The sequence below is a fragment of the Nocardioides soli genome, assembly GCF_014191495.1.
Lineage (GTDB): Bacteria > Actinomycetota > Actinomycetes > Propionibacteriales > Nocardioidaceae > Nocardioides > Nocardioides soli.
In genome coordinates this window covers 131520-152004 of sequence record NZ_JACHWR010000003.1, presented here as the reverse complement: position 1 = coordinate 152004, position 20485 = coordinate 131520, and the positions used below count along the sequence as shown (strand labels likewise).

Annotated in this window: 16 protein-coding genes; 5 read left to right on the top strand and 11 right to left on the bottom strand. The window is 72.8% G+C overall.

Annotation, left to right across the window (positions count from 1 at the left end; translation table 11 throughout):
• Nucleotides 1-621, bottom strand: a complete 621-nt coding sequence (locus FHU40_RS19560; RefSeq protein ID WP_183594043.1) for a flavodoxin family protein — start codon at nucleotides 619-621, stop codon at nucleotides 1-3.
• A gap of 99 nt (nucleotides 622-720) precedes the next feature.
• Here FHU40_RS19560 and FHU40_RS19555 point away from each other — a divergent pair, with 99 nt between their 5' ends.
• Nucleotides 721-2094, top strand: a complete 1374-nt coding sequence (locus tag FHU40_RS19555) for an outer membrane protein assembly factor BamB family protein (RefSeq protein WP_183594042.1) — start codon at nucleotides 721-723, stop codon at nucleotides 2092-2094.
• Here the strand turns inward: FHU40_RS19555 and mmuM are convergent.
• The gene (gene mmuM / locus FHU40_RS19550) at nucleotides 2078-2968 is read right to left on the bottom strand and encodes a homocysteine S-methyltransferase (protein ID WP_343057952.1); all 891 of its coding nucleotides are present in this window, start codon (nucleotides 2966-2968) and stop codon (nucleotides 2078-2080) included. The genes FHU40_RS19555 and mmuM overlap by 17 nt on opposite strands.
• 86 nt (nucleotides 2969-3054) lie before the next feature.
• On the opposite strand from mmuM, the gene FHU40_RS19545 reads away from it, so the two are divergent.
• The gene (locus FHU40_RS19545) at nucleotides 3055-3774 is read left to right on the top strand and encodes a response regulator transcription factor (protein ID WP_246391224.1); all 720 of its coding nucleotides are present in this window, start codon (nucleotides 3055-3057) and stop codon (nucleotides 3772-3774) included.
• Nucleotides 3775-3820: 46 nt separating this feature from the next.
• Here the strand turns inward: FHU40_RS19545 and FHU40_RS19540 are convergent, their stop codons facing one another.
• Genes FHU40_RS19540 through glnA form a run of 4 tightly spaced genes read right to left on the bottom strand, consistent with a single transcriptional unit; the run spans nucleotide 3821 to nucleotide 9226 of the window.
• A complete protein-coding gene (locus FHU40_RS19540) occupies nucleotides 3821-6793 on the bottom strand; it encodes a bifunctional [glutamine synthetase] adenylyltransferase/[glutamine synthetase]-adenylyl-L-tyrosine phosphorylase (RefSeq protein WP_183594040.1) in 2973 nt (990 codons plus the stop codon).
• On the bottom strand, nucleotides 6790-7527 hold the full coding sequence (locus FHU40_RS19535; RefSeq protein WP_183594039.1) for a glutamine amidotransferase-related protein: 738 nt from the start codon (nucleotides 7525-7527) through the stop codon (nucleotides 6790-6792). Before FHU40_RS19535 ends, FHU40_RS19540 begins: the two co-directional genes overlap by 4 nt.
• Nucleotides 7524-7886 carry a hypothetical protein gene (locus tag FHU40_RS19530; RefSeq protein WP_183594038.1) on the bottom strand — a complete coding sequence of 121 codons (363 nt, stop codon included), beginning with the start codon at nucleotides 7884-7886 and terminating at the stop codon, nucleotides 7524-7526. The genes FHU40_RS19535 and FHU40_RS19530 overlap by 4 nt, the downstream gene beginning before the upstream one ends.
• On the bottom strand, nucleotides 7886-9226 hold the full coding sequence (glnA, locus tag FHU40_RS19525) for a type I glutamate--ammonia ligase (RefSeq protein WP_183594037.1): 1341 nt from the start codon (nucleotides 9224-9226) through the stop codon (nucleotides 7886-7888). Before glnA ends, FHU40_RS19530 begins: the two co-directional genes overlap by 1 nt.
• 48 nt (nucleotides 9227-9274) lie before the next feature.
• On the opposite strand from glnA, the gene FHU40_RS19520 reads away from it, so the two are divergent.
• The gene (locus FHU40_RS19520; protein WP_183594036.1) at nucleotides 9275-10345 is read left to right on the top strand and encodes a trypsin-like peptidase domain-containing protein; all 1071 of its coding nucleotides are present in this window, start codon (nucleotides 9275-9277) and stop codon (nucleotides 10343-10345) included.
• Nucleotides 10346-10351: 6 nt separating this feature from the next.
• Here FHU40_RS19520 and FHU40_RS19515 read toward each other — a convergent pair whose 3' ends face one another.
• Nucleotides 10352-11599, bottom strand: a complete 1248-nt coding sequence (locus FHU40_RS19515; RefSeq protein ID WP_183594035.1) for an arginine deiminase — start codon at nucleotides 11597-11599, stop codon at nucleotides 10352-10354.
• Between the two features lie 52 nt (nucleotides 11600-11651).
• Nucleotides 11652-13106, bottom strand: a complete 1455-nt coding sequence (locus FHU40_RS19510; protein ID WP_246391223.1) for a basic amino acid/polyamine antiporter — start codon at nucleotides 13104-13106, stop codon at nucleotides 11652-11654.
• Nucleotides 13107-13506: 400 nt separating this feature from the next.
• Here FHU40_RS19510 and FHU40_RS19505 point away from each other — a divergent pair.
• Together FHU40_RS19505 and FHU40_RS29080 are read left to right on the top strand one after the other, a co-directional pair.
• A protein-coding gene (locus FHU40_RS19505; protein WP_425490146.1) for an IS5 family transposase occupies nucleotides 13507-14419 on the top strand; the annotation gives its coding sequence in 2 pieces (ribosomal slippage) (nucleotides 13507-13847 and nucleotides 13846-14419; 915 coding nt in all).
• Between the two features lie 109 nt (nucleotides 14420-14528).
• A complete protein-coding gene (locus FHU40_RS29080; RefSeq protein WP_221200074.1) occupies nucleotides 14529-15872 on the top strand; it encodes an HNH endonuclease signature motif containing protein in 1344 nt (447 codons plus the stop codon).
• Between the two features lie 154 nt (nucleotides 15873-16026).
• Here FHU40_RS29080 and FHU40_RS19495 read toward each other — a convergent pair whose 3' ends face one another.
• Genes FHU40_RS19495 through FHU40_RS19485 form a run of 3 tightly spaced genes read right to left on the bottom strand, consistent with a single transcriptional unit; the run spans nucleotide 16027 to nucleotide 20477 of the window.
• Nucleotides 16027-16371, bottom strand: coding sequence for a type 1 periplasmic-binding domain-containing protein (locus tag FHU40_RS19495; protein WP_183594034.1), 345 nt, complete (start codon nucleotides 16369-16371; stop codon nucleotides 16027-16029).
• A gap of 28 nt (nucleotides 16372-16399) precedes the next feature.
• Nucleotides 16400-18451, bottom strand: coding sequence for a phosphoinositide-specific phospholipase C-related protein (locus FHU40_RS19490; RefSeq protein ID WP_183594033.1), 2052 nt, complete (start codon nucleotides 18449-18451; stop codon nucleotides 16400-16402).
• 1 nt (nucleotide 18452) lies between these two features.
• Nucleotides 18453-20477 (bottom strand): NAD(+) synthase, encoded by a 2025-nt coding sequence (locus tag FHU40_RS19485; protein WP_183594032.1) that lies wholly within the window; start codon nucleotides 20475-20477, stop codon nucleotides 18453-18455.
• Nucleotides 20478-20485: the final 8 nt, after the last annotated feature.

Here is a 20485-nt window from a genome sequence, read left to right as displayed (position 1 = left end):
TCAGTCTCCCGCCGGTACGGGGTACGGCGCCGCCGCGAGCAGCCGGGCCAGGTGGACGGTGTGCCGGGCGAGGGACTCGTTGGTGGAGCCGGTCTTCTCGGGCGTTTCGTCGAGATCGAGGTAGTCGGTGGTCTGCATCGCCTCGCCGACCCAGTAGGTGCTGGCGTTGGCCGCGACGCTGAATCCCGTGTCGTTGAGCGCCTGCAGCACCTCGGCGACCACGTGGTGCGCGCCGTCCTCGTTGCCGACGACGGCCACGGCGGCCACCTTGCCCTCAGTGAGCATCCGGCCCTCGTCGTCGGTCTCGCCCAGCTCGGCGTCGAGTCGTTCGAGGGTCATCTTGCACACCGACGACGGCTGACCCATCCAGATCGGCGTCGCGAGCACCAGGATGTCGCTGGCGAGCATCTTCTCCCGGATGCCCGGCCAGGCGTCGCCGTCGCCCTCGTCGATGCCGACCCCGAACCGCACGTCGTGGTCGACCACCCGGACGATCTCGCCACCGACGCCGAGCCGCTCGAGCTGTCCGAGGACCTGCTCCCCGATCGAATGGGAGCTCGACTCCGCGGGAGACGGCTTCAGGGTGCACACGAGGATCAGCGCGCGGAGGGCATCGGTCATGGCCCGCCGGTGCCCGCTGGTGCCGCTCGGCATGCGAGTGGCTCGGAGCATCTACAGTGGCCCTCCACTCACGCCGGACCGACGAGGAGGTGGCCGCCCGTGACCCTGGAGTCGCCTCCGTTCTGTCCGCACTGCGAGGAGCCGCTCTCGCCGAACGTCGGCTACTGCCCCCGGTGTGGCAAGGACGTCCTCACCCGGCCGGAGCCGCCGGCCCCGGCTCCGGTGCCCGAGCCGATCCTGTTCGAGGAAGCGGTCGACGAGGCGCCGGACGCCGTCGGCACGGACCCCGCGGAGACCTCACGATGGCGCCGGACGGCCGTGATCGCGGTGAGCGCCGTGGCCGCCCTGGCGGTGGCCGGCACGGCCTGGGGGGTGCTGCGCGGCGACACCGACGAGGACTACTGGACCACGCGCCTCGCGCAGCCGGCGGGCGTGACGGCCCGGCCGGAGCTGGCCTGGACCTGGACGGGCGAGAGCGCCGTCCAGATGGTCGTCTCGGCCGGGTCCACGACGTACGTCGCGACGACCGAGGCGGTCCACGCGCTGGACCCCGAGGGCCGAGAGGACTGGTCGACGGACCTGTCCGGAGCCGCCTACCTGATGGCGCCGGCCGGGGCCGACTACCTCCTGGTGCTGGGGTTCCAGAGCGGGGAGGTGACCGCGCTCGACCCGCACGACGGCGCGGAGCTCTGGACCCGACCGGGCGACGACGTCGACGACGCCGGCGACCGCGTGGTCCTGCTCGCCGACGGGACGGCCCACGTGATCGACGCCCGGTCCGGGCGCGAGCGGTGGAGCACCGCGGCCACCACGGGGGTGGCGACGGGGCCGGACGCGGTGTACGTCGTCGACGACGACCGCCTGCGCCGTCTCGACCTCGACGACGGCGACGAGGTCTGGTCGGCGCCGGTCGACGAGGCCAGCTCGTCGTCCGGGTTCAACGCGATCACGGTCGCCGACGGCTTCGTCGTCACCGCGGGGACGCACGAGGCGCGCGCCTTCGACAGCGACAGCGGCGCGCCCCGCTGGACCGCCGACATCGACGTCGCGGCCGAGGCCTACGGCCCGCCGGTCGGCCAGGCCTCCCGGTCGACGGTCTTCGTCTGGGGCGAGGAGCCCCGACGGGCGGTGATCTACGACGCACGCGGCCGCATCGGATCGGTGCCGGGCGACGACCCGAGCGGCTTCTACGTGCTGGCGGTGCACGGAGCCGGCGGCGACTTCCTGGTGACGATGGACGGCACCGTGTACGACGACGACCTCGACGAGGTCGGCACCTCGCACCCCCACCTCTCCGCGGTCAGCGGCGACGGCGTCTACGACCTCACCTCGGACACGGTCTCGTTCTTCGCCTTCGACGCCATCGAGCCGGCCTGGCGGCTCGACCTGGCGCACGCCGACCCCCGCTACCTCGAGGCCGGCGACGGCACCGTCGTCGTGGTCTCCGACGACACGGTCAGCCTCTACCGCTGAGCCGCGCGCGCAGCTCGCCGATCAGTCCCGGCCCGACCCGGCAGCAGCCGCCGACGTACGCCGCGCCCGCCGCGACCCAGCCCGACGCCAGCGCGACGTCGTACTCCGGCGCGCCCGTCCAGGCGTGCCGCTCTGCGTCCCACGCCTCCCCCAGGTTCGGGTAGGCGACGCCGGGCAGCCCGGTGGCGGTGCGGGCCGCCGCGAGCGCCCCGCCCACGTCGTACGGCGAGGAGCAGTTCACCCCGACCGCGACCAGCGGCTCGCAGCCCGCCACCACGTCGTACGCCGCGGTCAGCGGCTGCCCGGCGCGGGTGGCGTCGCCGGCCACGGCGTAGGAGAACCAGGCGGGCAGGCCGAGGTCGGCCAGCAGCGACACCAGCACCTCCGCCTCGTCGGCGTCCGGCACCGTCTCGACCGCGAGCAGGTCGGGCCCGGCGGCGGCGAGCAGCTCGAGGCGGGGCGCATGGAAGTCGCGGAGCACCCGCGCCGAGACGCCGTAGCGCCCGCGGTACTCGGATCCGTCGGCCAGGTAGGCGCCGTACGGGCCGACGGACGCGGCGACCAGCAGCGGGCGCCCGAGCTCGTCGGCGAGCCGGTCCCGGGTGTCGCGGGCCACCGTGACGCTGGCGCGGATCACCGCCTCGGCGCGGGTCCGTTCGAGACCGGCGGCCACCAGTCCCGGCACGCTCGCCTGGTAGCTCGCCGTGGTGGCGACGTCCGCTCCGGCGCGGTAATAGGCCTCGTGCACCGCGGCGATCTCGCCCGGGTCGTCGAGCAGCAGGCGGGCGGTCCACAGGTCGGAGGACAGGTCGTGTCCGCGGTCCTCCAGGGCGTTGGAGAGACCGCCGTCGAGGGTCACCACAGAGTCGGGCACCCGCCCATTCAACCGGTTGCCGACCGCCTCCGCGGCACGACCCGACCCGAGGTCGGCACCGGTTACCGGACGGTCGCCTCCGGAGCATGGCATCATCCGTCGACATGGAGGGAGTTCCCGACCGGCCGCGGCGCGTCGTCGTCGTCGAGGACGACCGCGACATCCGCGAGCTGATCGCACACACGCTCGCCGACCTCGGCATGGAGGTCACGGCCGTCGACACCGGCACGGACGGCGTCGAGGCGGTCCGCGAGCTGCGACCCGACCTGGTCACGCTCGACCTGAGCCTCCCCGGCATCGACGGCATCGAGGTGTGCCGGCAGGTCCGCGAGATCAGCGACGCGTACATCATCATGGTCACCGCCCGCTCCGACGAGATCGACCGTCTGCTCGGGCTCGAGACCGGAGCCGACGACTTCATGGCGAAGCCGTTCAGCCCGCGCGAGCTGCAGGCCCGGGCGAACGCGATGTTCCGGCGCCCCCGCCCCGGCCTCGGTGACCTCGCCGACGTGCTGGTGCACGGTGGGCTGCGGGTGGACGTCTCCGCCCGCCGGGTCTTCCGCGACGGCGAGGAGCTGTCGCTCACCCGCACCGAGTTCGACCTGCTCACCGAGCTGATGCGCAACCCGACCCGGGTCGCGACCCGCGAGGACCTGCTCAAGGCGGTCTGGGACACGCCCTGGGTCGGCGACACCCACGTGGTCGAGGTGCACGTCGGCAACCTGCGCCGCAAGCTGGGCGGGGCGCGCTACATCCGCACGGTGCGGGGCGTCGGCTACCGGATGGAGGAGCCGGCGGAGGGCTGAGGCCGGTCCGGAACGGTCAGGCCCGGAACGGTCAGGCCCGGAACGGTCAGGCCCAGAACACCCGGTCGACCACGTTGCGCGCGAGCCGGGTGTAGCGCAGCTGGTCGTTGACCATCGCATCGGACGACCCCGGCGGATAGCCCAGGACCGCCGCGACCGCGGCCCGCTCCCGGAAGTCGTGCGGCAGCTCGTCGCCGGGCTTGCCGCGCACCAGGGTGACGGCGTTGCGGACGCGGCTGACCCGGCGCCAGCTCTGCTGGAGCACGGCGGCGTCGTCGTCCCCGATCAGCCCGGCCTCGCGGGCCGCGGCGAGGGCGTCCAGGGTGCGCAGCGTGCGCAGCCCGGGGACGCTGCCGGCGTACCGCATCTGGAGCAGCTGCACGGTCCACTCGATGTCGGCGAGCCCGCCGCGGCCGAGCTTGAGGTGGGTGTGCGGGTCGGCGCCGCGCGGCAGCCGCTCGGAGTCGACCCGGGCCTTGATCCGGCGCACCTCGACCACGTCGTCCTCGGTGATGCCCGCGGGCGGGTAGCGCAGCGGGGCGATCAGCTCCTCGAAGCGCTGCCGCAGGCCGGGGTCGCCGACCACCGCGTCGGCGCGGAGCAGCGCCTGCGCCTCCCAGACCTTCGACCACCGGGCGTAGTAGCCGGCGTAGCCCTCGAGGGTGCGCACCAGCGGCCCCTGCCGGCCCTCCGGCCGCAGGTCGGCGTCGACCTCGAGCGCCGGGTCGGGTCCGGGCAGCGCGAGCAGCCGGCGCAGCTCGTTGGCGACCGCCTGGGCGTACGTCGCGGCCGCCTGCGGGTCGACTCCCGGCAGCGGGTCGTGCACGAACATCACGTCTGCGTCGCTGCCGTAGGACAGCTCGAACCCGCCGTAGCGCCCCATCGCAACGATCGCCATCCGGGTCGGCGCCTCGTCGAGGCCGCGCTGGGTGCGGGCGGCCCGGCCGGCGACCGCGAGCGTCGCCTCCAGGGTCGCGTCGGTGAGGCGGGAGAGCCCGGCGCCGACGTCGGCGACGTCGGTCAGGCCGAGCAGATCGCCGGCCGCGATCCGCAGCAGCTCCCGGCGTCGGATGCCGCGGACGGCGCGCACCGCGGCCTCGGGCTGGTCGTGCCGGCTCGCCGAGGCGAGCATCTCCTCGGTGAGCGCCTCGGCGGTCAGCGGCTGCAGGTCACCGCCCAGCATCCGCACGCCCTGCGGCTCGCGCTCGAGCAGGTCGGTGGCGTAGCGCGAGGTCGCGAGGATCCGGGCCAGCCGCTCGGCGACCTCCCCCTCGTCGCGCAGCGTGGAGAGGTACCACGGGGTGGCGCCCAGCGACTCGCTGATCCGCCGGAAACCCCACAGCCCGGCGTCGGGGTCGGGCGCGTCTGCGAACCAGGACAGCAGCACCGGCAGCAGGGTCCGCTGGATCTGCGCCGTGCGGCTGACCCCCGCGGTCAGCGCCTCGAGGTGCCGCAGCGCGGCGCTCGGGTCGGCGAACCCGAGCGCGGCCAGCCGCAGCTGCGCCGCCTCGGGGGTCAGCCGGGCCTCCTCGCCCGGGATCCGCGCGACCGCGGTCAGCAGCGGCCGGTAGAAGAGCTTCTCGTGCAGCCGCCGCACCTCGCGGCGGTGGTGCTGCCAGGTCTTGTCGAGGGTGCCGACCGGGTCGGAGAAGAGGCCCATGCTGCGGCCGAGGCGACGCAGCGAGGCCTCGTCGGCGGGCACGACGTGCGTCCGCCGCAGCCCGTGCAGCTGGATGCGGTGCTCGAGCGTGCGCAGGAAGGCGTACGCCGCGTGCAGCGCCTCCCCGTCGGCGCGCCCGACGTACCCGCCCCGGGTCAGCTCGGCGAGCGCGCTGAGCGTGGTGGGCGGCCGGATCCGCTCGTCGGCCCGGCCGTGCACGAGCTGGAGCAGCTGCACGGCGAACTCGACGTCGCGCAGTCCCCCGGCGCCGAGCTTGAGCTGGCGCTCGGCCTCCTTGGCGGGGATGTGGTCGAGCACCCGGCGGCGCATCGCCTGGGTGTCCTCCACGAAGCCGTCGCGGCCCGCCGCCGACCAGACCATCGGCGCGGTCAGCTCGACGAACTCACGACCCAGCGCGAGGTCGCCGGCCACCGGCCGGGCCTTGAGCAGCGCCTGGAACTCCCAGGTGCTCGCCCAGCGCTCGTAGTAGCCGCGGTGGCTGGCGATGGTGCGCACCAGCGGGCCGGCCTTGCCCTCGGGCCGGAGGTTGGCGTCGACCGGCCAGATCGTGCCCTCGCCGGTGTGGTCGGAGCAGACCCGCATCAGGTGGCTGGCGAGCTGGGTGGCCACCTTGAGCGCGGCCGCCTCGTCGGCGCCCTCGGCCGGTGCGTAGGCGTAGATCACGTCGACGTCGGAGACATAGTTGAGCTCCCGGCCACCGCACTTGCCCATCGCGACGACGGCGAGCCGGGCGAGCCCGGCGTCGGGCACCCGCTGCCGGGCGACGGCGAGCGCCGCCTCGAGGGTGCCGGCGGCGAGGTCGGACAGCTCGGCGGCGGCGTCGTCGACCTCGAGCCGGTGAGCGAGGTCGCGCGCCGCGAGCCGGAGCAGCAGGCGGCGGTACTCCACCCGCAGCGCGTCGACCGCCTCGGCGTCGGGCCGGGTCGCGACCGGTACGTCGGCGTCGGGGTCCGCACCGACCGCGGCCAGCAGCGCCGCCCGCAGCGCCCAGGCGGCCGACCGGGTCGAGGCGAGTGCCGGGTCGCGCAGCTCGTGCCAGTGCTCGGGATGCCGGGCCAGGTGGTCGCTCAGCGCCTCGCTCGCGCCGAGCACGCCGAGCAGCCGCATGGCGGTGTCGTCGTCCTCGACGAGGGTCGCGAGCAGGGCGTCGTCGTCGCCGGCGCTCGCCCGCAGCCGGACCAGCCCGGCCAGCGCGGCGTCCGGGTCGGCGGTGCGACCCAGCGCGCCCAGCAGCGGCTCGGCGGCGGCACCGAGCCCCGCCAGGGCCGCCTGCGCGGCCTCCGGGTCCTGGAACCCGAGCCGCACCAGGCCGCCCTTGCTCGTCGCCGTCCGGGTCATCGCCCAGCGGCGTCCGTGGTCCGGTCGCCGAGCAGGGCCGCGAGGCTCTCGGCGAGCGGCCGCCACGCGGCGTCGAGCTCGGCCCGCGCCGCGCGCACGTCGGCGAGCAGGGCGTCGGTGTCGATCCCCCGGGTCGCATGGCTGCCCCGGTCCACCTCGGCCCAGGGCCGCAGCATGACGTCGTCGACCTCCGGGTGCAGCTGCACGCCCCACATGGCCGGCCCGAAGCGGGCAGCCTGCACCTCGCCCTCCGGGGTCGCGGCCAGCACCACCGCGCCGTCCGGGAGCGCGGTCACGATGTCGTCGTTCCACTGCACGCCGCGGCGCGGCGTCGCCAGCGGCCCGAGCAGCGGGTCGGCGGCCGCCTCGGCGGTCCACCCGAGCGCGAGCAGGCCGACCTGCTGGCCGCGCGGGTTGCGCTCGACCGTGCCGCCGAGAGCGACCGCGGCCAGCTGGTGCCCCAGGCAGATGCCGAGCGTGGGCAGCGCGACGTCCCGCGCCTCGCGCAGCAGCTGCTTCACCGGGCCCAGCCAGGCGTGCGACTCGTCGTCGTTGGCACCCATCGGGCCGCCGAGCACCACCAGTCCGTCGTACTCGCCGAGCTCGGGCAGCGGCTCCGCGGCGTAGGGCCGGCACACCTCGACCGCGCACCCGGCCTCGTCGAGCCAGACGCCCAGCCAGCCGACCGGGCACTCGGCGTCGTGCTCGACGACCAGCACCCGCCGCGCGCTCACCGAGGTCCCCGCTCCGGGGCGAAGGTGATCACGAGCAGGCCGATGCCGGCGACCACCGTCAACAGGCCGATCCAGACCGGGACCAACAGCACCGACAGCGCCGCCGTCAGCACCCCGGTGGCGATGCACAGCCGGCGGGCCGCCGGGGAGCGGCCGCGGATCGCGCGCAGCGTCGCGAGGGCGGCCGCACCGACCACCACCGCGATCGCGAGCACGATCGCGCCGTACACCTCGTAGTCGCCGGCGACGAGCGGCACGCCGACGAGCACCAGCACCACCGCGAACCCGACGATGACGAAGAGCAGCCGACGCAGCACCTTCGTGCGGTCGTCGGTGAGGAACTCCGGGCCCTCCGTCATCAGATCACCGGGAGCATGCGGTCGCGCTCGTACGCCGAGACCTGGCCACGGTAGTCGTCCCACTCGGCGCGCTTGTTGCGCAGGAAGAAGTCGAAGACGTGCTCGCCGAGCGTCTCGGCCAGCAGCTCGGAGTCCTCGGCGATCTCGATCGCGTCGTGCAGGCTCTTCGGCAGCGGGTCGATGCCCAGGCTCTTGCGCTCGCGCTCCGAGAGCGACCAGACGTCGTCCTCGGCCTCCCGCGGCAGCTCGTAACCCTCCTCGATGCCCTTCATGCCGGCCGCGAGCACCACGGCGTACGCGAGGTAGGGGTTGCACGCGGCATCGAGCGTGCGCAGCTCGACCCGGGTGGACTGGCCCTTGAGCGGCTTGTACATCGGCACCCGGATCATCGCCGAGCGGTTGTTGTGCCCCCAGCAGACGTACGACGGCGCCTCGGCGCCCCACAGCATCCGCTTGTAGCTGTTCACCCACTGGTTGGTGACGCAGCTGATCTCGCTCGCGTGCTTGAGGATGCCGGCGATGAAGCCGCGGCCGGTCTTGGAGAGCTGGTACTCCGCGCCCGCCTCGAAGAACGCGTTGTTGTCGCCCTCGAAGAGCGAGACGTGGGTGTGCATGCCCGAGCCCGGCTGGTCGGTGAACGGCTTGGGCATGAACGACGCCCAGATGCCCTGCGTCAGCGCGACCTCGCGCACGACGGTGCGGAAGGTCATGATGTTGTCGGCGGTGGTGAGCGCGTCGGCGTAGCGCAGGTCGATCTCCTGCTGGCCGGGGCCGCCCTCGTGGTGGCTGAACTCCACCGAGATGCCCATCGCCTCGAGCATCGTGATCGCCTCGCGCCGGAAGTCGGCGCCGCGCGACTGCGCGGTGTGGTCGAAGTAGCCGCTGCGGTCGACCGGGATCGGCTCGGCGCCCGACGCCGGCACGTCCTTGAACAGGTAGAACTCGATCTCGGGGTGGGTGTAGAACGTGAACCCCTTGTCGGCCGCGGTGCTCAGGGTGCGCTTGAGCACGTAGCGCGGGTCGGCGTACGACGGTGAGCCGTCGGGCATCGAGATGTCGCAGAACATCCGGGCCGTGGACGGCCCGTCGCCGCTGCGCCACGGCAGGATCTGGAAGGTGGACGGATCGGGCTTGGCCAGCATGTCGGACTCGTAGACGCGGGCGAATCCCTCGATCGAGGAGCCGTCGAAGCCGATGCCCTCCGAGAACGCCTGCTCGAGCTCGGCCGGGGCGACCGCGACCGACTTGAGGAAGCCGAGCACGTCGGTGAACCAGAGCCGGACGAACCGGACGTCACGCTCCTCGAGAGCGCGGAGAACGAAGTCTTCCTGCTTGCCCATGGGACCAGCCTATTGGCTGGTCCCCCGGGCTTCCCCTAGCGTCGCCTCGTGGACGCGACACCTCGGATCCTGGCGCATCCCTACCTGATCGTGGCGCTGGCCCTCGTCGCCGGTCTCGTGGGTGGCGGTGTCGTGGTCGGCGTTCGTGAGCTGGCCGGGTCGGACGACTCCCCCAGCGGGTCGGCCGGCCCCGGCTGCGACGTGGAGCGGGTGGCGGCCGCGACCCTGCCCTCCGTGGTGACGCTGCAGGTCACGACCGCCGAGGGCGAGGGCAACGGGTCGGGCGTCGTGGTCGAGACGACTCCGGGCCGCCCCTACATCCTGACCAACGAGCACGTCGTCGGCTCGGGCGATCCGGGCACCGACATCCGGGTGATCTACAGCGACGGCCGCACCGCCGTCGGCCACGTCGTCGGCGCCGACGCGGTGACCGACCTGGCCGTGGTCGAGGGCGAGTCGGACGCCCCACCCGTCGAGGTCGGGAGCTCGGGCGACCTCCGCATCGGGCAGCCGGTCATCGCGCTGGGCGCCCCGCTCGGGCTCAGCTCGACCGTCACCACCGGGATCGTGAGCGCGACGGACCGGTACGTGCGGGTCCCCTCGGCGGCCGGATCGTCCCACCACCTCGTCGGGGCGATCCAGACGGACGCGTCGATCAACCCGGGCAACAGCGGTGGCGCGCTCGTCGACTGCGCCGGGGAACTCGTCGGCATCAACTCCGCGGGCGCCTCGCCGCCGGGCGACCAGGGCAGCGTGGGGTTGAACTTCGCGATCCCCTCCTCGCTCTTCACCACGATCGCCACCGAGCTGGTCGACCACGGCCGGGTCCGCCACCCCACGCTCGGCCTGCAGGTCGCCGCGGTGTCCGTCGACACCGCGAAGAGCACCGGCCTGCCCACCGGTCTCTTCGTCCAGGCGGTGGTGCCCGGTGGCCCCGCCGAGCAGGCCGGCCTCCGGCCGGGCGACGTCATCATGGAGCTCGACGGACGCCGGGTCTCGGTGCCCGACGACCTCGTGCAGATCGAGCTCGAGGCGACGATCGGGCAGCCCGTCGACGTCACCTTCGAGCGCGCCGGCGAGCAGCAGACGGTGCCCGTGACCCCTGAGTCCGCGGGCTGAGGCCGGTCAGAAGTCCACTGGGTCGCGGGTGATCGGGCAGGTCATGCAGTGCCCGCCACCCCGGCCCCGGCCGAGCTCGGCGCCGACGATCGTGATCACCTCGATGCCCGCCTTGCGCAGCAGCGTGTTGGTGAGCGTGTTGCGGTCGTAGGTGAAGACGACGCCGGGCTCCAGCGCGACGGCATTGTTGCCGCTGTCCCACTGCTGCCGCTCCGACTGGTAGACGTCCCCGCCGGTGTCGATGACCCGGAGCGACGGCAGCCCGAGCTCGCGCGCCACCACGTCGACGAACGCCGCCGCGCCCTCGTCGCGCACCTCGACCCCCGGCGCCCGGTCGGACGGCGTCAGCGTGAACGTGTGCACCGCGTCCATGATCGTCGGGTAGAGCGTGACGATGTCGCGGTCCACGAACGTGAACACCGTGTCGAGGTGCATCGCCGAGCGCAGCTTCGGCATGCCCGCCACGATCACCCGCGTCGCGGCGCCCTGCTCGAAGAGCGCCTTCGCGACCTGGGTGATCGCCTGCCGCGACGTACGCTCGCTCATGCCGATCAGCACGACGCCGTTGCCGACCGGCATCACGTCGCCGCCCTCGAAGCTGGCCTGGCCCCACTCCCGCTCCGGGTCGCCCCACCAGATCGTGGAGCCGACGTAGTCGGGGTGGTGCTGGTAGATCGCCTTGTAGAGGAGGGTCTCCTCCTTGCGCGCCGCCCAGTACAGCGGGTTCATCGTCAGCCCGCCGTAGAGCCAGCAGGTGGTGTCGCGGGTATAGAGGGTGTTGGGCAGCGGCGGCATCAGGTACTCCCGCGCCCCCGTCGACTCCCGGGCCAGGTTGATGTAGTCGGAGCGGAAGTCATCGGGGAGGTCGTTGGTCGCCAGCCCGCCGATCAGGAACTCCGCGAGCTGCCGGTCCGGCAGCGCCTCGAGATAGCCGCGGGCGTCGTCGACGAGCCCGAGGCCCACTTGATTGGGCACGATCTTACGGTCCAGGATCCAGTCCTTCGCGCCCGGCACGGCGAGCGTCTGCGCCAGCAGGTCGTGGAGCTCGACGACCTCGACGCCGCGCTGGGTCAGCTTGTTGACGAAGTCCGCGTGGTCGCGCTGGGCGTTCTCGACCCACATGACGTCGTCGAAGAGCAGCTCGTCGTTGTTGCTCGGGGTGAGCCTGCGGTGCGCGAGGCCGGGCGCGCACACCAACACCTTGCGCAGCCGTCCCACCTCGGAGTGCACGCCGTACGTCTCGGAGACGCTCATCGGGGTTCCTTTCTGTGCCGTGGATCTGCGTCGTGGAGGTCTGGGTCGGGGGTCAGAGGACGATGCGGCCGGTCCACAGCCCGATCGCACCGATGACGCCACCGGCGACGATCAGCGCGAAGAGCGCGATCTCCGCCGGCGTGAACAGGCGCCGGCCGTGCTCGCTGCGCGCCTTGATGTAGAGCAGCGACGCCGGGGCGAGGATGACCGTCATCAGCAGCACGAACTTCATGCCGGCGGCGTCGAAGAGGAAGATCGTGTACGCCGTCGCGACGCCGGCGACGATCGTCTCCTTGCGTCTGACGGCCGCCGCCACCCCGTCGTACGTCTCGCCGGTCAGCCCCAGCTTCAGCGCGTACGCCGCGGCCAGCAGGTAGGGCAGCAGCGCGAGGCAGGTGGAGAGGTCGAGCATGAAGTTCAGGGCGTCGGTCACGAAGAGCGTCAGCGCCAGCAGCCCCTGCACGGCGAGCGAGGTGACCACGAGCGCCGTGATCGGGGTGCCGTTGGCGTTCTCCTGCCCGAGGAACTCCGGGAAGTCGTCCTGGCGCGCGGGGATGTACATCACCTCGGCCGCCATCAGCGTCCACGCGAGGTAGGCGCCGAGCACCGAGACGATCACGGCGACGCTGATGAAGACCTCGCCCCAGTCCCCCACGACCGTCTCGAACACGCCGACCATCGACGGCTGGCGGGTGTCGGCGAGCTCGGGCTGTGGGACGACGGAGTAGCTGGAGAGCGTGACCAGCGCGAAGATCGACAGCACGCTGAGGAAGCCGAGCACCGTCGCCCGGCCGACGTCCTCGCGGCGCCGCGCGTAGCGCGAGTAGACGCTCGCCCCCTCGATGCCGATGAAGACGAACGTCGTGATCAGCATCGTGTTGCGGATCTGCTCGTTGAGGTTGCCGAGGTCCCCGTATCCGTAGGCCGTCCAGTTGTCGGAGAAGACGCCGGCGTCGAAGTTCACGAACAGCACGACGATGAAGACCAGGATCGGGATGATCTTGAAGACCGTCACGATGCGGTTGATCACCGCCGCGTCGCGGACCCCGCGCGCGACCAGGTAGTGGAACATCCAGACCCCGACGGTGCCGACGGCGACCGCGAGGAACGTGTCCCCGTCGCCGAAGCTGTCGAAGAACGCGCCGACGGTCGCGGTCATGAACACCCAGTAGAAGGTGTTGCCGGCCACCGCGCTCGCCCAGAAGCCGATGGCGGAGTTGAAGCCGGCATAGTCGCCGAACCCGGCCTTCGCGTAGATGAAGACACCCGAGTCGAGGTCGGGCCGGCGGATCGCGAGGTTCTGGAAGACGAACGCGAGCATCAGCATGCCGGTGCCGGCGATCACCCAGGCGATCAGCGAGCCCAGGATCCCGGTGGCGACGCCGAAGCGGGCCGGCAGCGAGAAGACGCCCGCACCCACCATGCTGCCGACCACCATCGCCGTCAGCGTCGGCACGCTCATCTTCGCGACGGCGCCGCCCGGAGCCGCCTCGGTCTGGGTGCTCATGGTGCCTCCTCGATCGTGAAGCGGGCGCAGCCGTACGGCACGCTCAGCGCGCGCCCGGCGCACCAGCGCTCGGCACAGCGGCCGGTTGGAGCAGCAAGCACGCCGATGCTCCCCCAGCCCCCACCCCCTCCGCCTCACCCACTCCGGGCGAAGCGGCCCGCCCGAGCACCCCGTGGCCGAGGTGCGAAAGCGCGCCCACGGTGGTTGAGGAAGGCGCGCTAGCGCCTATCTCGAAACCACCACCCAGCACCCGACCCCCACATCCGCCGACGCAGCAGGGTTTCGAGACGGTTGCTAGCGCAACCTCCTCAACCACCGTCCTCGGGATCACGGTGGTTGAGGAAGGCGCGCTAGGGCGTGTCTGCTAATTCGGGGCGGTTGGGTGGGTGATTGTTGACCCATGTCGCGTGTCGAGGTGTTGAGCGATGCTCAGTGGTCCCGTATCGAGCCGATGATGCCCTCCTCCGAGGGTCGTCGTGGTCGACCGTGGCGCGATCACCGGCAGGTGGTCGAAGGGATCATCTACCGCTACCGGACCGGGGTCGCGTGGCGTGACTTGCCGGGCTCGTTCGGGCCGTGGCAGACGGTGTGGGAGCGGCATCAGGCGTTCTCCCGGGACGGCACCTGGGACCGGATCCATGCCCAGCTGATCGCCGAGGCGGACGCGGCGGGCGAGGTCGACTGGACCGTGTCGGTGGACGCCACGATCAACCGGGCCCACCAGCACGCCACCACGCTGTCGCGCGAGGAGCGGCCTGCCGGCCTCACAGGGGGCTGAGTCGAACTACAAGAACTCCGCCGCGGCCCCGGCTCACGAGCCTCCCGATCATGCGATCGGCCGTTCCCGGGGCGGGTTGTCGACCAAGGTCCACCAGCTCGTCGACGGCCGCAAGCGACCGCTGGTGATCGGTCTGACCGCGGGCCAGGCCGGCGATGCCCCGATGCTCAAGTTCTTGCTGGCCGACCTCGCGGTCAAACGAATCGGACCCGGCCGGCCGCGCACCCGACCCGACCGTCTGCTCGGAGACAAGGCCTACTCCTCGCGCGCCAACCGCGCCCTGCTGCGCAGCAAGCGGGTCCGAACAGTCATCCCGCAGCGAGACGACGAGATCGGCAACCGCATCCGTCGTGGCTCAGCAGGAGGACGACCACCCTCGTTCGACCCCGTCATCTACAAACGGCGCAACGTGGTCGAGCGGTCCTTCAACGACCACAAGCAATGGCGCGGGATCGCGACCCGCTACGACAAGCACGCCACGACCTACCGCGGCGGCGTCGTCCTCAGCGCCATCCTCATCTGGCTTCGCGAATAACCAGACACTCCCTAGCGCCTGTCTCGAAACCACCCCAAGCCGGCCACCCCGGCCGAACTGGTCCGCCCAACCCCTTGTGTGATCGAACAATTGTTCGATACAATGAGGCATGGCCAGCGCTCCCGTCACCGACCTCCGGGCCGGTGACGTGTCCGACGTGTCGGGGATGAGCGAGGCGGAGCTGGTGGACGCGATCCGCGCCCTCGAGGACGCCAAGGCCCGCGCCTGCGCGGTCCAGGCGCGGTTGACCCGGGCACTGGATGCCCGTGTGAGGGCCCGGCACGCCGACCAGGGGGTGCCGGTCGCGCGGCGGGGGCGGGACGTGCCCGGTCTGGTGGCCTACGCCCGCCGGGAGTCCCCCGCCCGTGGCACGCGGTTGTTGGGGTTCGCGCACGCCCTGACCGAGCTCCCGCACACCGAGGCCGCCCTGGCGGCCGGGGTGGTGTCGGAGTGGCGGGCGATCCTGATCGCCCGGGAGACCGCCTGCCTCCAGCCCGGACACCGGGCCCGCGTGGACGCCGAGCTCTGCGCCCCCGACAACCAGGGCACCTACCCGTTCGAGGGGTGGGGCGACCGACGCCTGATCGCGCAGGCCCGGGCGCTGGTCGCCGGCCTGGACCCGGCCGCGGTGGTCGACCGCCGCGCGAAGGCGGAGGCCGACCGGCACGTGAGCCTGCGGCCCGCGCCGGACACGATGGCCCGGCTCTCGGTACTGCTCCCGGTCGCCCAGGGCGTCGCCGTCTACGCCACCCTGACCCGGGCCGCCGACTCCGCTCGTGCCCAAGGCGACCCGAGATCACGGGGCCAGGTGATGACCGACACCCTCGTCACCCTGATCACCGGACAAGTTTCTGCGGAGGCGGTCCCGGTCACGGTCAACCTGACCGTCTCCGACCACACCCTCCTCGCCGGCGGACACCAGCCGGCCTGGCTCACCGGCTACGGCCCCCTGACCGCCGACCACGCCCGTCACCTCACCGCCACCGCCCTCGCCCAGGCACAGACGGCGCAGATGGCGCAGATGGCGCTGCGGCGGCTCTACGTGGCCCCCGAGACCGGCACCCTCGTCGCGATGGAGACCCGCGCCCGGGCGTTCCCCAAGGCCCTCGGCCTGTTCCTCGAGCTGCGCGACCAGACCTGTCGCACCCCCTGGTGCAACGCCCCGGTCCGCCACCACGACCACATCACCGACCACGCCGACGGCGGCCCCACCTCCGCCATCAACGGCCAAGGCCTGTGCGAGCAGTGCAACCACACCAAACAAGCCCCCGGCTGGCGCGCCAGACCACTGGCCGGCCCACCCGATCAGCACGTCGTCGAGACCACCCTGCCCACCGGCCACACGATCCGATCGGCAGCACCCCGCGCACCCACCCCCAGCCGCGTCGTACCCCTCATGGGAGGCGAGCTCTACTACACCGACCTCCACATCGCCATCGACTACGCCGCCTGACCAGGGCCGACCCGGTCGACCCGGTCGACCGCCCAGCAGCCGCAACCACCCCCCGTAACCCCCACCCACGGCCACCACACCAACCCGGTAAGCGCGTCACCGGCCGCAACCACCGGCTGACCGCACCGCTCCGGGCATCACACTCGAAGGCAGGTCAGCAACGACCGGTGAGGTAGAGCAGGGGCCCCTCGTCCTCGGACAGCCAGGTGCCCGCGGTCCACATGACGTGCTTGGCCAGCTGCCGAGACGTGGGCTCGGCCGTGGTGACGAAGGGCCGCGCCTCGGTCCAGGCGGTGCGGGCATCCTCGGCGTCGAACCACTCGAGCTGCCCGTGGCCGTAGAGGTCCAGCACGATCGGCACGCCCGCGGCGACCAGCTCGTCCCCGGCTCGCCGGCCGGTTCGCGTGCCGTGGCGGGCGTAGCCGCGACCGTCGGGTCCGGTGATCATGCCCCGGTCGCGGTGCTCCGGCCGCTGACACTCCAGGAGATCGACGCGCACGTGCTGACCGTATCGGGGCCGAGGCGGCTCAGAGCCCGTTGAGCTCGTCGACGACCTCCATCAGGTCGCCGCGGTCGTAGTAGTCCACCGCGACGTAGTTGGGCAGCATCCCGCGCTCGGCCCGGCACTGCTCGACCCTCGGCAGCAGCACCTCACGCGCGTTGACCCGCTCCGCGTTGGTGATCTCGGCGGTCTTGTCGGTGATCCAGTGGTTGACCAGGAAGAGCGGGGCGTCGACGGCGCCTCGGTTGGGCGCGCAGCTGAACTCGCCGGGGCGACGGAAGAGGAACGGCGTGTCCTGCACCTCGTCGAAGCCCTGTCGGAGCCACGGATGCGCCGTACTCCCACCCCGGTTCTCCATCAGCACGACCAGACGCCGGCCCGAGGCGATCATCTCGCCGAGCGTCGGCCAGGAGTCTCCGCCCTGCTCGTGCACGTACGGCAGCAGCCCGGCCTGCTCGATGAGCGCGACCGTGTCGTCGGGGCTCACCTCGTCCTGGACGAAGAGCGTGACCACCTCGTCGGGGTGCGCGACGAGCCAGTCGTGCACCTCGCGCAGGCTCCGCAGCCACGGCGTCGCGCCGAGCTCGCACAGGCCGTGGCAGAGGTACGACTCGACGGCGCCCTGCGGGGTGAGTCCGAGCGCGTCGCGGATCCGCAGCGCGCTGCGCACGGTGGCGGCGCCGAGCTCGGACTCCGCCTGGGCGATGGCCTTGGCCCGGTGCTCGTCGGCGGTGGCGATGACTCCCGGACGGTCGGTGCGCTGGCCGTACCAGCTGTCGATCAGCAGCACCCGGATGCCGTGGTCGAGCTGGTCGACGATGCCGTCGGGCTGCTCGGGGAAGAACCACCCCTCGCTCGCCGCCGCCATCGAGTTGTGGGTCGCGGGGTAGGCGATCTCGTCGTAGCGCCGGTCGCACAGCTCGACGTGGCCGTTGCAGCCCTCGCGCGGAGCGGCCGAGGTGACCGCGAGCCGGTGCTCGACGGGGAGGGCGGAGAGGACCGTGGCTCCGACGAGGCCGGCGGCGGCGAGGGCGATCCAGGTACGCCGCCGGGGACTGCGGCCGAGCGCCACCAGGGCCGAGACCACGGCGAGGGTCAGCAGGCCGACGCCGAGGAGCGCGAGACCCACGGTGGCCACCCGGGCGGGCTGGAGGACGAGCGCCGCCCCGAGCACGGCGAGCACCACCGCGCGGGCCGCAAGCCGGCGCGGTGGCACATCGAGGTCGACGAGCCGGCGCACGTCCTCGAGCCGCGGCCACCTCGTGGCCGTCGCCACGGCGGTCGCCAGCGCCCCGAGCGCCACCACGACGCCCGCGGTCACCCAGAACGGCCCGTCCAGCTCGCTCCACGCGGCGCGGCGTACGGCGCCCGCCAGCGTGCCCGGGTCGAGCCGGTCGACGACGAAGCCCACCGCGACGAGCAGGCCGGCGAGCCCCAGGCCGGCCGCCAGGACGCCGCGGCCGACCTCGCGCGTCACCCGGCGGACCGTCCCCGGACCACGCTCCCGGAGGACGCCTGCCAGCACGAGCAACGCCAGTCCCAGCACCGGACAGAGCCAGGCGAGCAGCTCCACGAGGTGCACCGAGCCGACCACGCTCCCGGAGTACTCCTGGCCGCCGAACCGCGACAGCCGCACGTCCAGATCGGCCGGCACCGCGGCCCTGGTCTCCGGCGCCGCGACCGCCAGCGACCCGACCACGACCGCGCCGACGTCGGCCAGCCGGAGCACGACGGCGTCGTCACGGCCGAGCACCAGCGCGTCGTACAGCGGTCGGACGCCCGCCCGCACCACCGGGCCGAGCGCCGGGCTCGCGACGACGGAGGTGGCCGTGCTCTCGACCAACGGCCGGATCGCCACCAGGTCGGGCTGATCCTCCAGGAGCCGGTCGGTCAGCAGCGCACCTACCTGCCGGGAGACGCCGGGGTCGGACCGGACCGCGTCGACGTGCGCGGCGAAGCGGCCGGCGTCGAGCACCTCGCGGTTGACGACGCCGCAGGCCGCACCGATCAGCACCAGCAGGGCGCCGAGGCAAGCGACCGCAGCGAGTACGCCGCGGCCCGGGTATCGGGTGGCCACCTCAGTCCGGGACCGACTCGAGGTCGGCCAGCCAGGCCGCCGCGCTGGCGTCGGACGGCATCCGCCAGTCGCCGCGCGGCGACATGGTGCCGCCGTGGCTGACCTTCGGCCCGTTCGGGAGCGCGGAGCGCTTGAACTGGCTGGCGAAGAAGCGTCGGACGAACACGTCGAGCCACGTCCGGATCGTCGCCAGGTCGAAGGCGACCCGGCGGTCGTCGGGGAAGTTCGGCGGCCACTCCCCCGCGTCGGCGTCGTGCCAGGCGTGCCAGGCGAGGAAGGCGATCTTGCGGGGCGGGTAGCCGAGGCGCAGCACGTGGAAGAGCGTGAAGTCCTGCAGCGAGTAGGGCCCGACCGACGCCTCGGTCGACTGCGGCAGCTGGTCCTCGCGGTGCGGCACCAGCTCGGGGGTGATCTCCTGCGCGACGACCTCGGCGAGTACGTCGTTGGTGTCGTCGCCGAACTGCCCGGAGCCGATCACCCAGCGGATCAGGTGCTGGATCAGCGTCTTCGGTACGCCGGCGTTGACGTTGTAGTGGGACATCTGGTCGCCCACGCCGTACGTGCACCAGCCCAGCGCCAGCTCCGAGAGGTCGCCGGTGCCGACCACGATCCCGCCGCGGTGGTTGGCGAGCCGGAAGAGGTAGTCGGTGCGCAGCCCGGCCTGGACGTTCTCGAACGTGACGTCGTAGACCTCCTCGCCCTGCGCGTAGGGGTGGCCGAGGTCGGTCAGCAGCTCCCGGGCGGCGCCGGTGATGTCGATCTCCTGCATGGTGATGCCGAGCGACTCCGCGAGCCGCCAGGCGTAGCCCTTGGTGCGCTCGCCGGTCGCGAAGCCGGGCAGCGTGAAGCCGTGGATCTCGCTGCGCGGCCGGCCGAGCCGGTCCATCGCCTTGGCCGCGACGATCAGCGCGTGCGTCGAGTCGAGGCCGCCGCTGATGCCGATCACCACCTTCGGCTGGCCAATCGCAGCCAGGCGCTGCTCGAGCCCGGAGACCTGGATGTTGTAGGCCTCGTAGCAGTCCTGCGCGAGGCGCTCGGGGTCGTCCGGCACGAAAGGGAACCGGTCCACCTTGCGGCGCAGCCCGATGTCACCCGCAGGCGGCGCGAGCTCGAAGTCGACGGTCCGGAAGTCCCGGCCGACCGCGCGACGGTTGTCGTCGAAGGTGCCCATCCGGAGCCGCTCCAGCCGCAGCCGGTCGAGGTCGACGTCGGCGACCGACATCCGCGGCCCGTCGGGGAACCGCTCGGACTCGACGAGCAGCTCGCCGTTCTCGTAGACCATCGTCTGGCCGTCCCAGGACAGGTCCGTGGTCGACTCGCCCTGGCCGGCGGCGGCATAGAGGTACGCCGCGAGGCAGCGGCTCGACGCGCTCCGGGCGTGCAGGTGCCGGTCGCTCGCGCGGCCGACGGTGATCGGGCTGCCGGAGATGTTCGCGAGCACGGTCGCGCCGGCGAGCGACGCCTCGGCGCTCGGCGACACCGGCACCCACAGGTCCTCGCACACCTCGACGTGCAGCACCAGCCCGCGCACGTCGTCGGCCCGGAAGAGCAGGTCCGGCCCGATCGGCACCTCCTGGCCCGCGAGCACCGTGGTGCCGCGCACGTCGTCCCCGGGCGCGAACCAGCGGCGCTCGTAGAACTCGCGGTAGGTCGGCAGGTACGACTTCGGCGCCACCCCCAGGATCCGGCCGCGGTGGATCACCACGGCGGTGTTCAGCACGCGGTTGCCGTGCTCGACGGGCGCGCCGACCACGAGCACCGGCAGCAGGTCGAGCGACGCCTCGACGATCTCGGCGATGGCGTCGGCCACGGCGTCGAGCAGCGGGTCCTGCAGGAAGAGGTCGTCGACGGCGTACCCGCTCAGGCAGAGCTCGGGGAAGATCGCGACCGCGACGCCGTCGTCGGAGCAGGCCCGGGCCTGCTCCAGCACGGCGCGAGCGTTGGTCGCGGGGTCGGCCACCCGGATCGGGACGGTGCACGCGGCCACCCGGGCGAACCCCTGGGCGTAGGCGGAGTAGAAGTCCACGGCCCAGA

Coding starts and splice junctions, on each gene's coding strand:
- FHU40_RS19515 (WP_183594035.1), bottom strand. CDS start 11,599: ATGAGCGTCTCCGAGACGTACGGCGTGCACTCCGAGGTGGGACGGCTG.
- FHU40_RS19545 (WP_246391224.1), top strand. CDS start 3,055: ATGGCATCATCCGTCGACATGGAGGGAGTTCCCGACCGGCCGCGGCGC.
- FHU40_RS19530 (WP_183594038.1), bottom strand. CDS start 7,886: ATGACGGAGGGCCCGGAGTTCCTCACCGACGACCGCACGAAGGTGCTG.
- FHU40_RS19540 (WP_183594040.1), bottom strand. CDS start 6,793: ATGACCCGGACGGCGACGAGCAAGGGCGGCCTGGTGCGGCTCGGGTTC.
- FHU40_RS29080 (WP_221200074.1), top strand. CDS start 14,529: ATGGCCAGCGCTCCCGTCACCGACCTCCGGGCCGGTGACGTGTCCGAC.
- glnA (WP_183594037.1), bottom strand. CDS start 9,226: ATGGGCAAGCAGGAAGACTTCGTTCTCCGCGCTCTCGAGGAGCGTGAC.
- FHU40_RS19560 (WP_183594043.1), bottom strand. CDS start 621: ATGACCGATGCCCTCCGCGCGCTGATCCTCGTGTGCACCCTGAAGCCG.
- FHU40_RS19510 (WP_246391223.1), bottom strand. CDS start 13,106: ATGAGCACCCAGACCGAGGCGGCTCCGGGCGGCGCCGTCGCGAAGATG.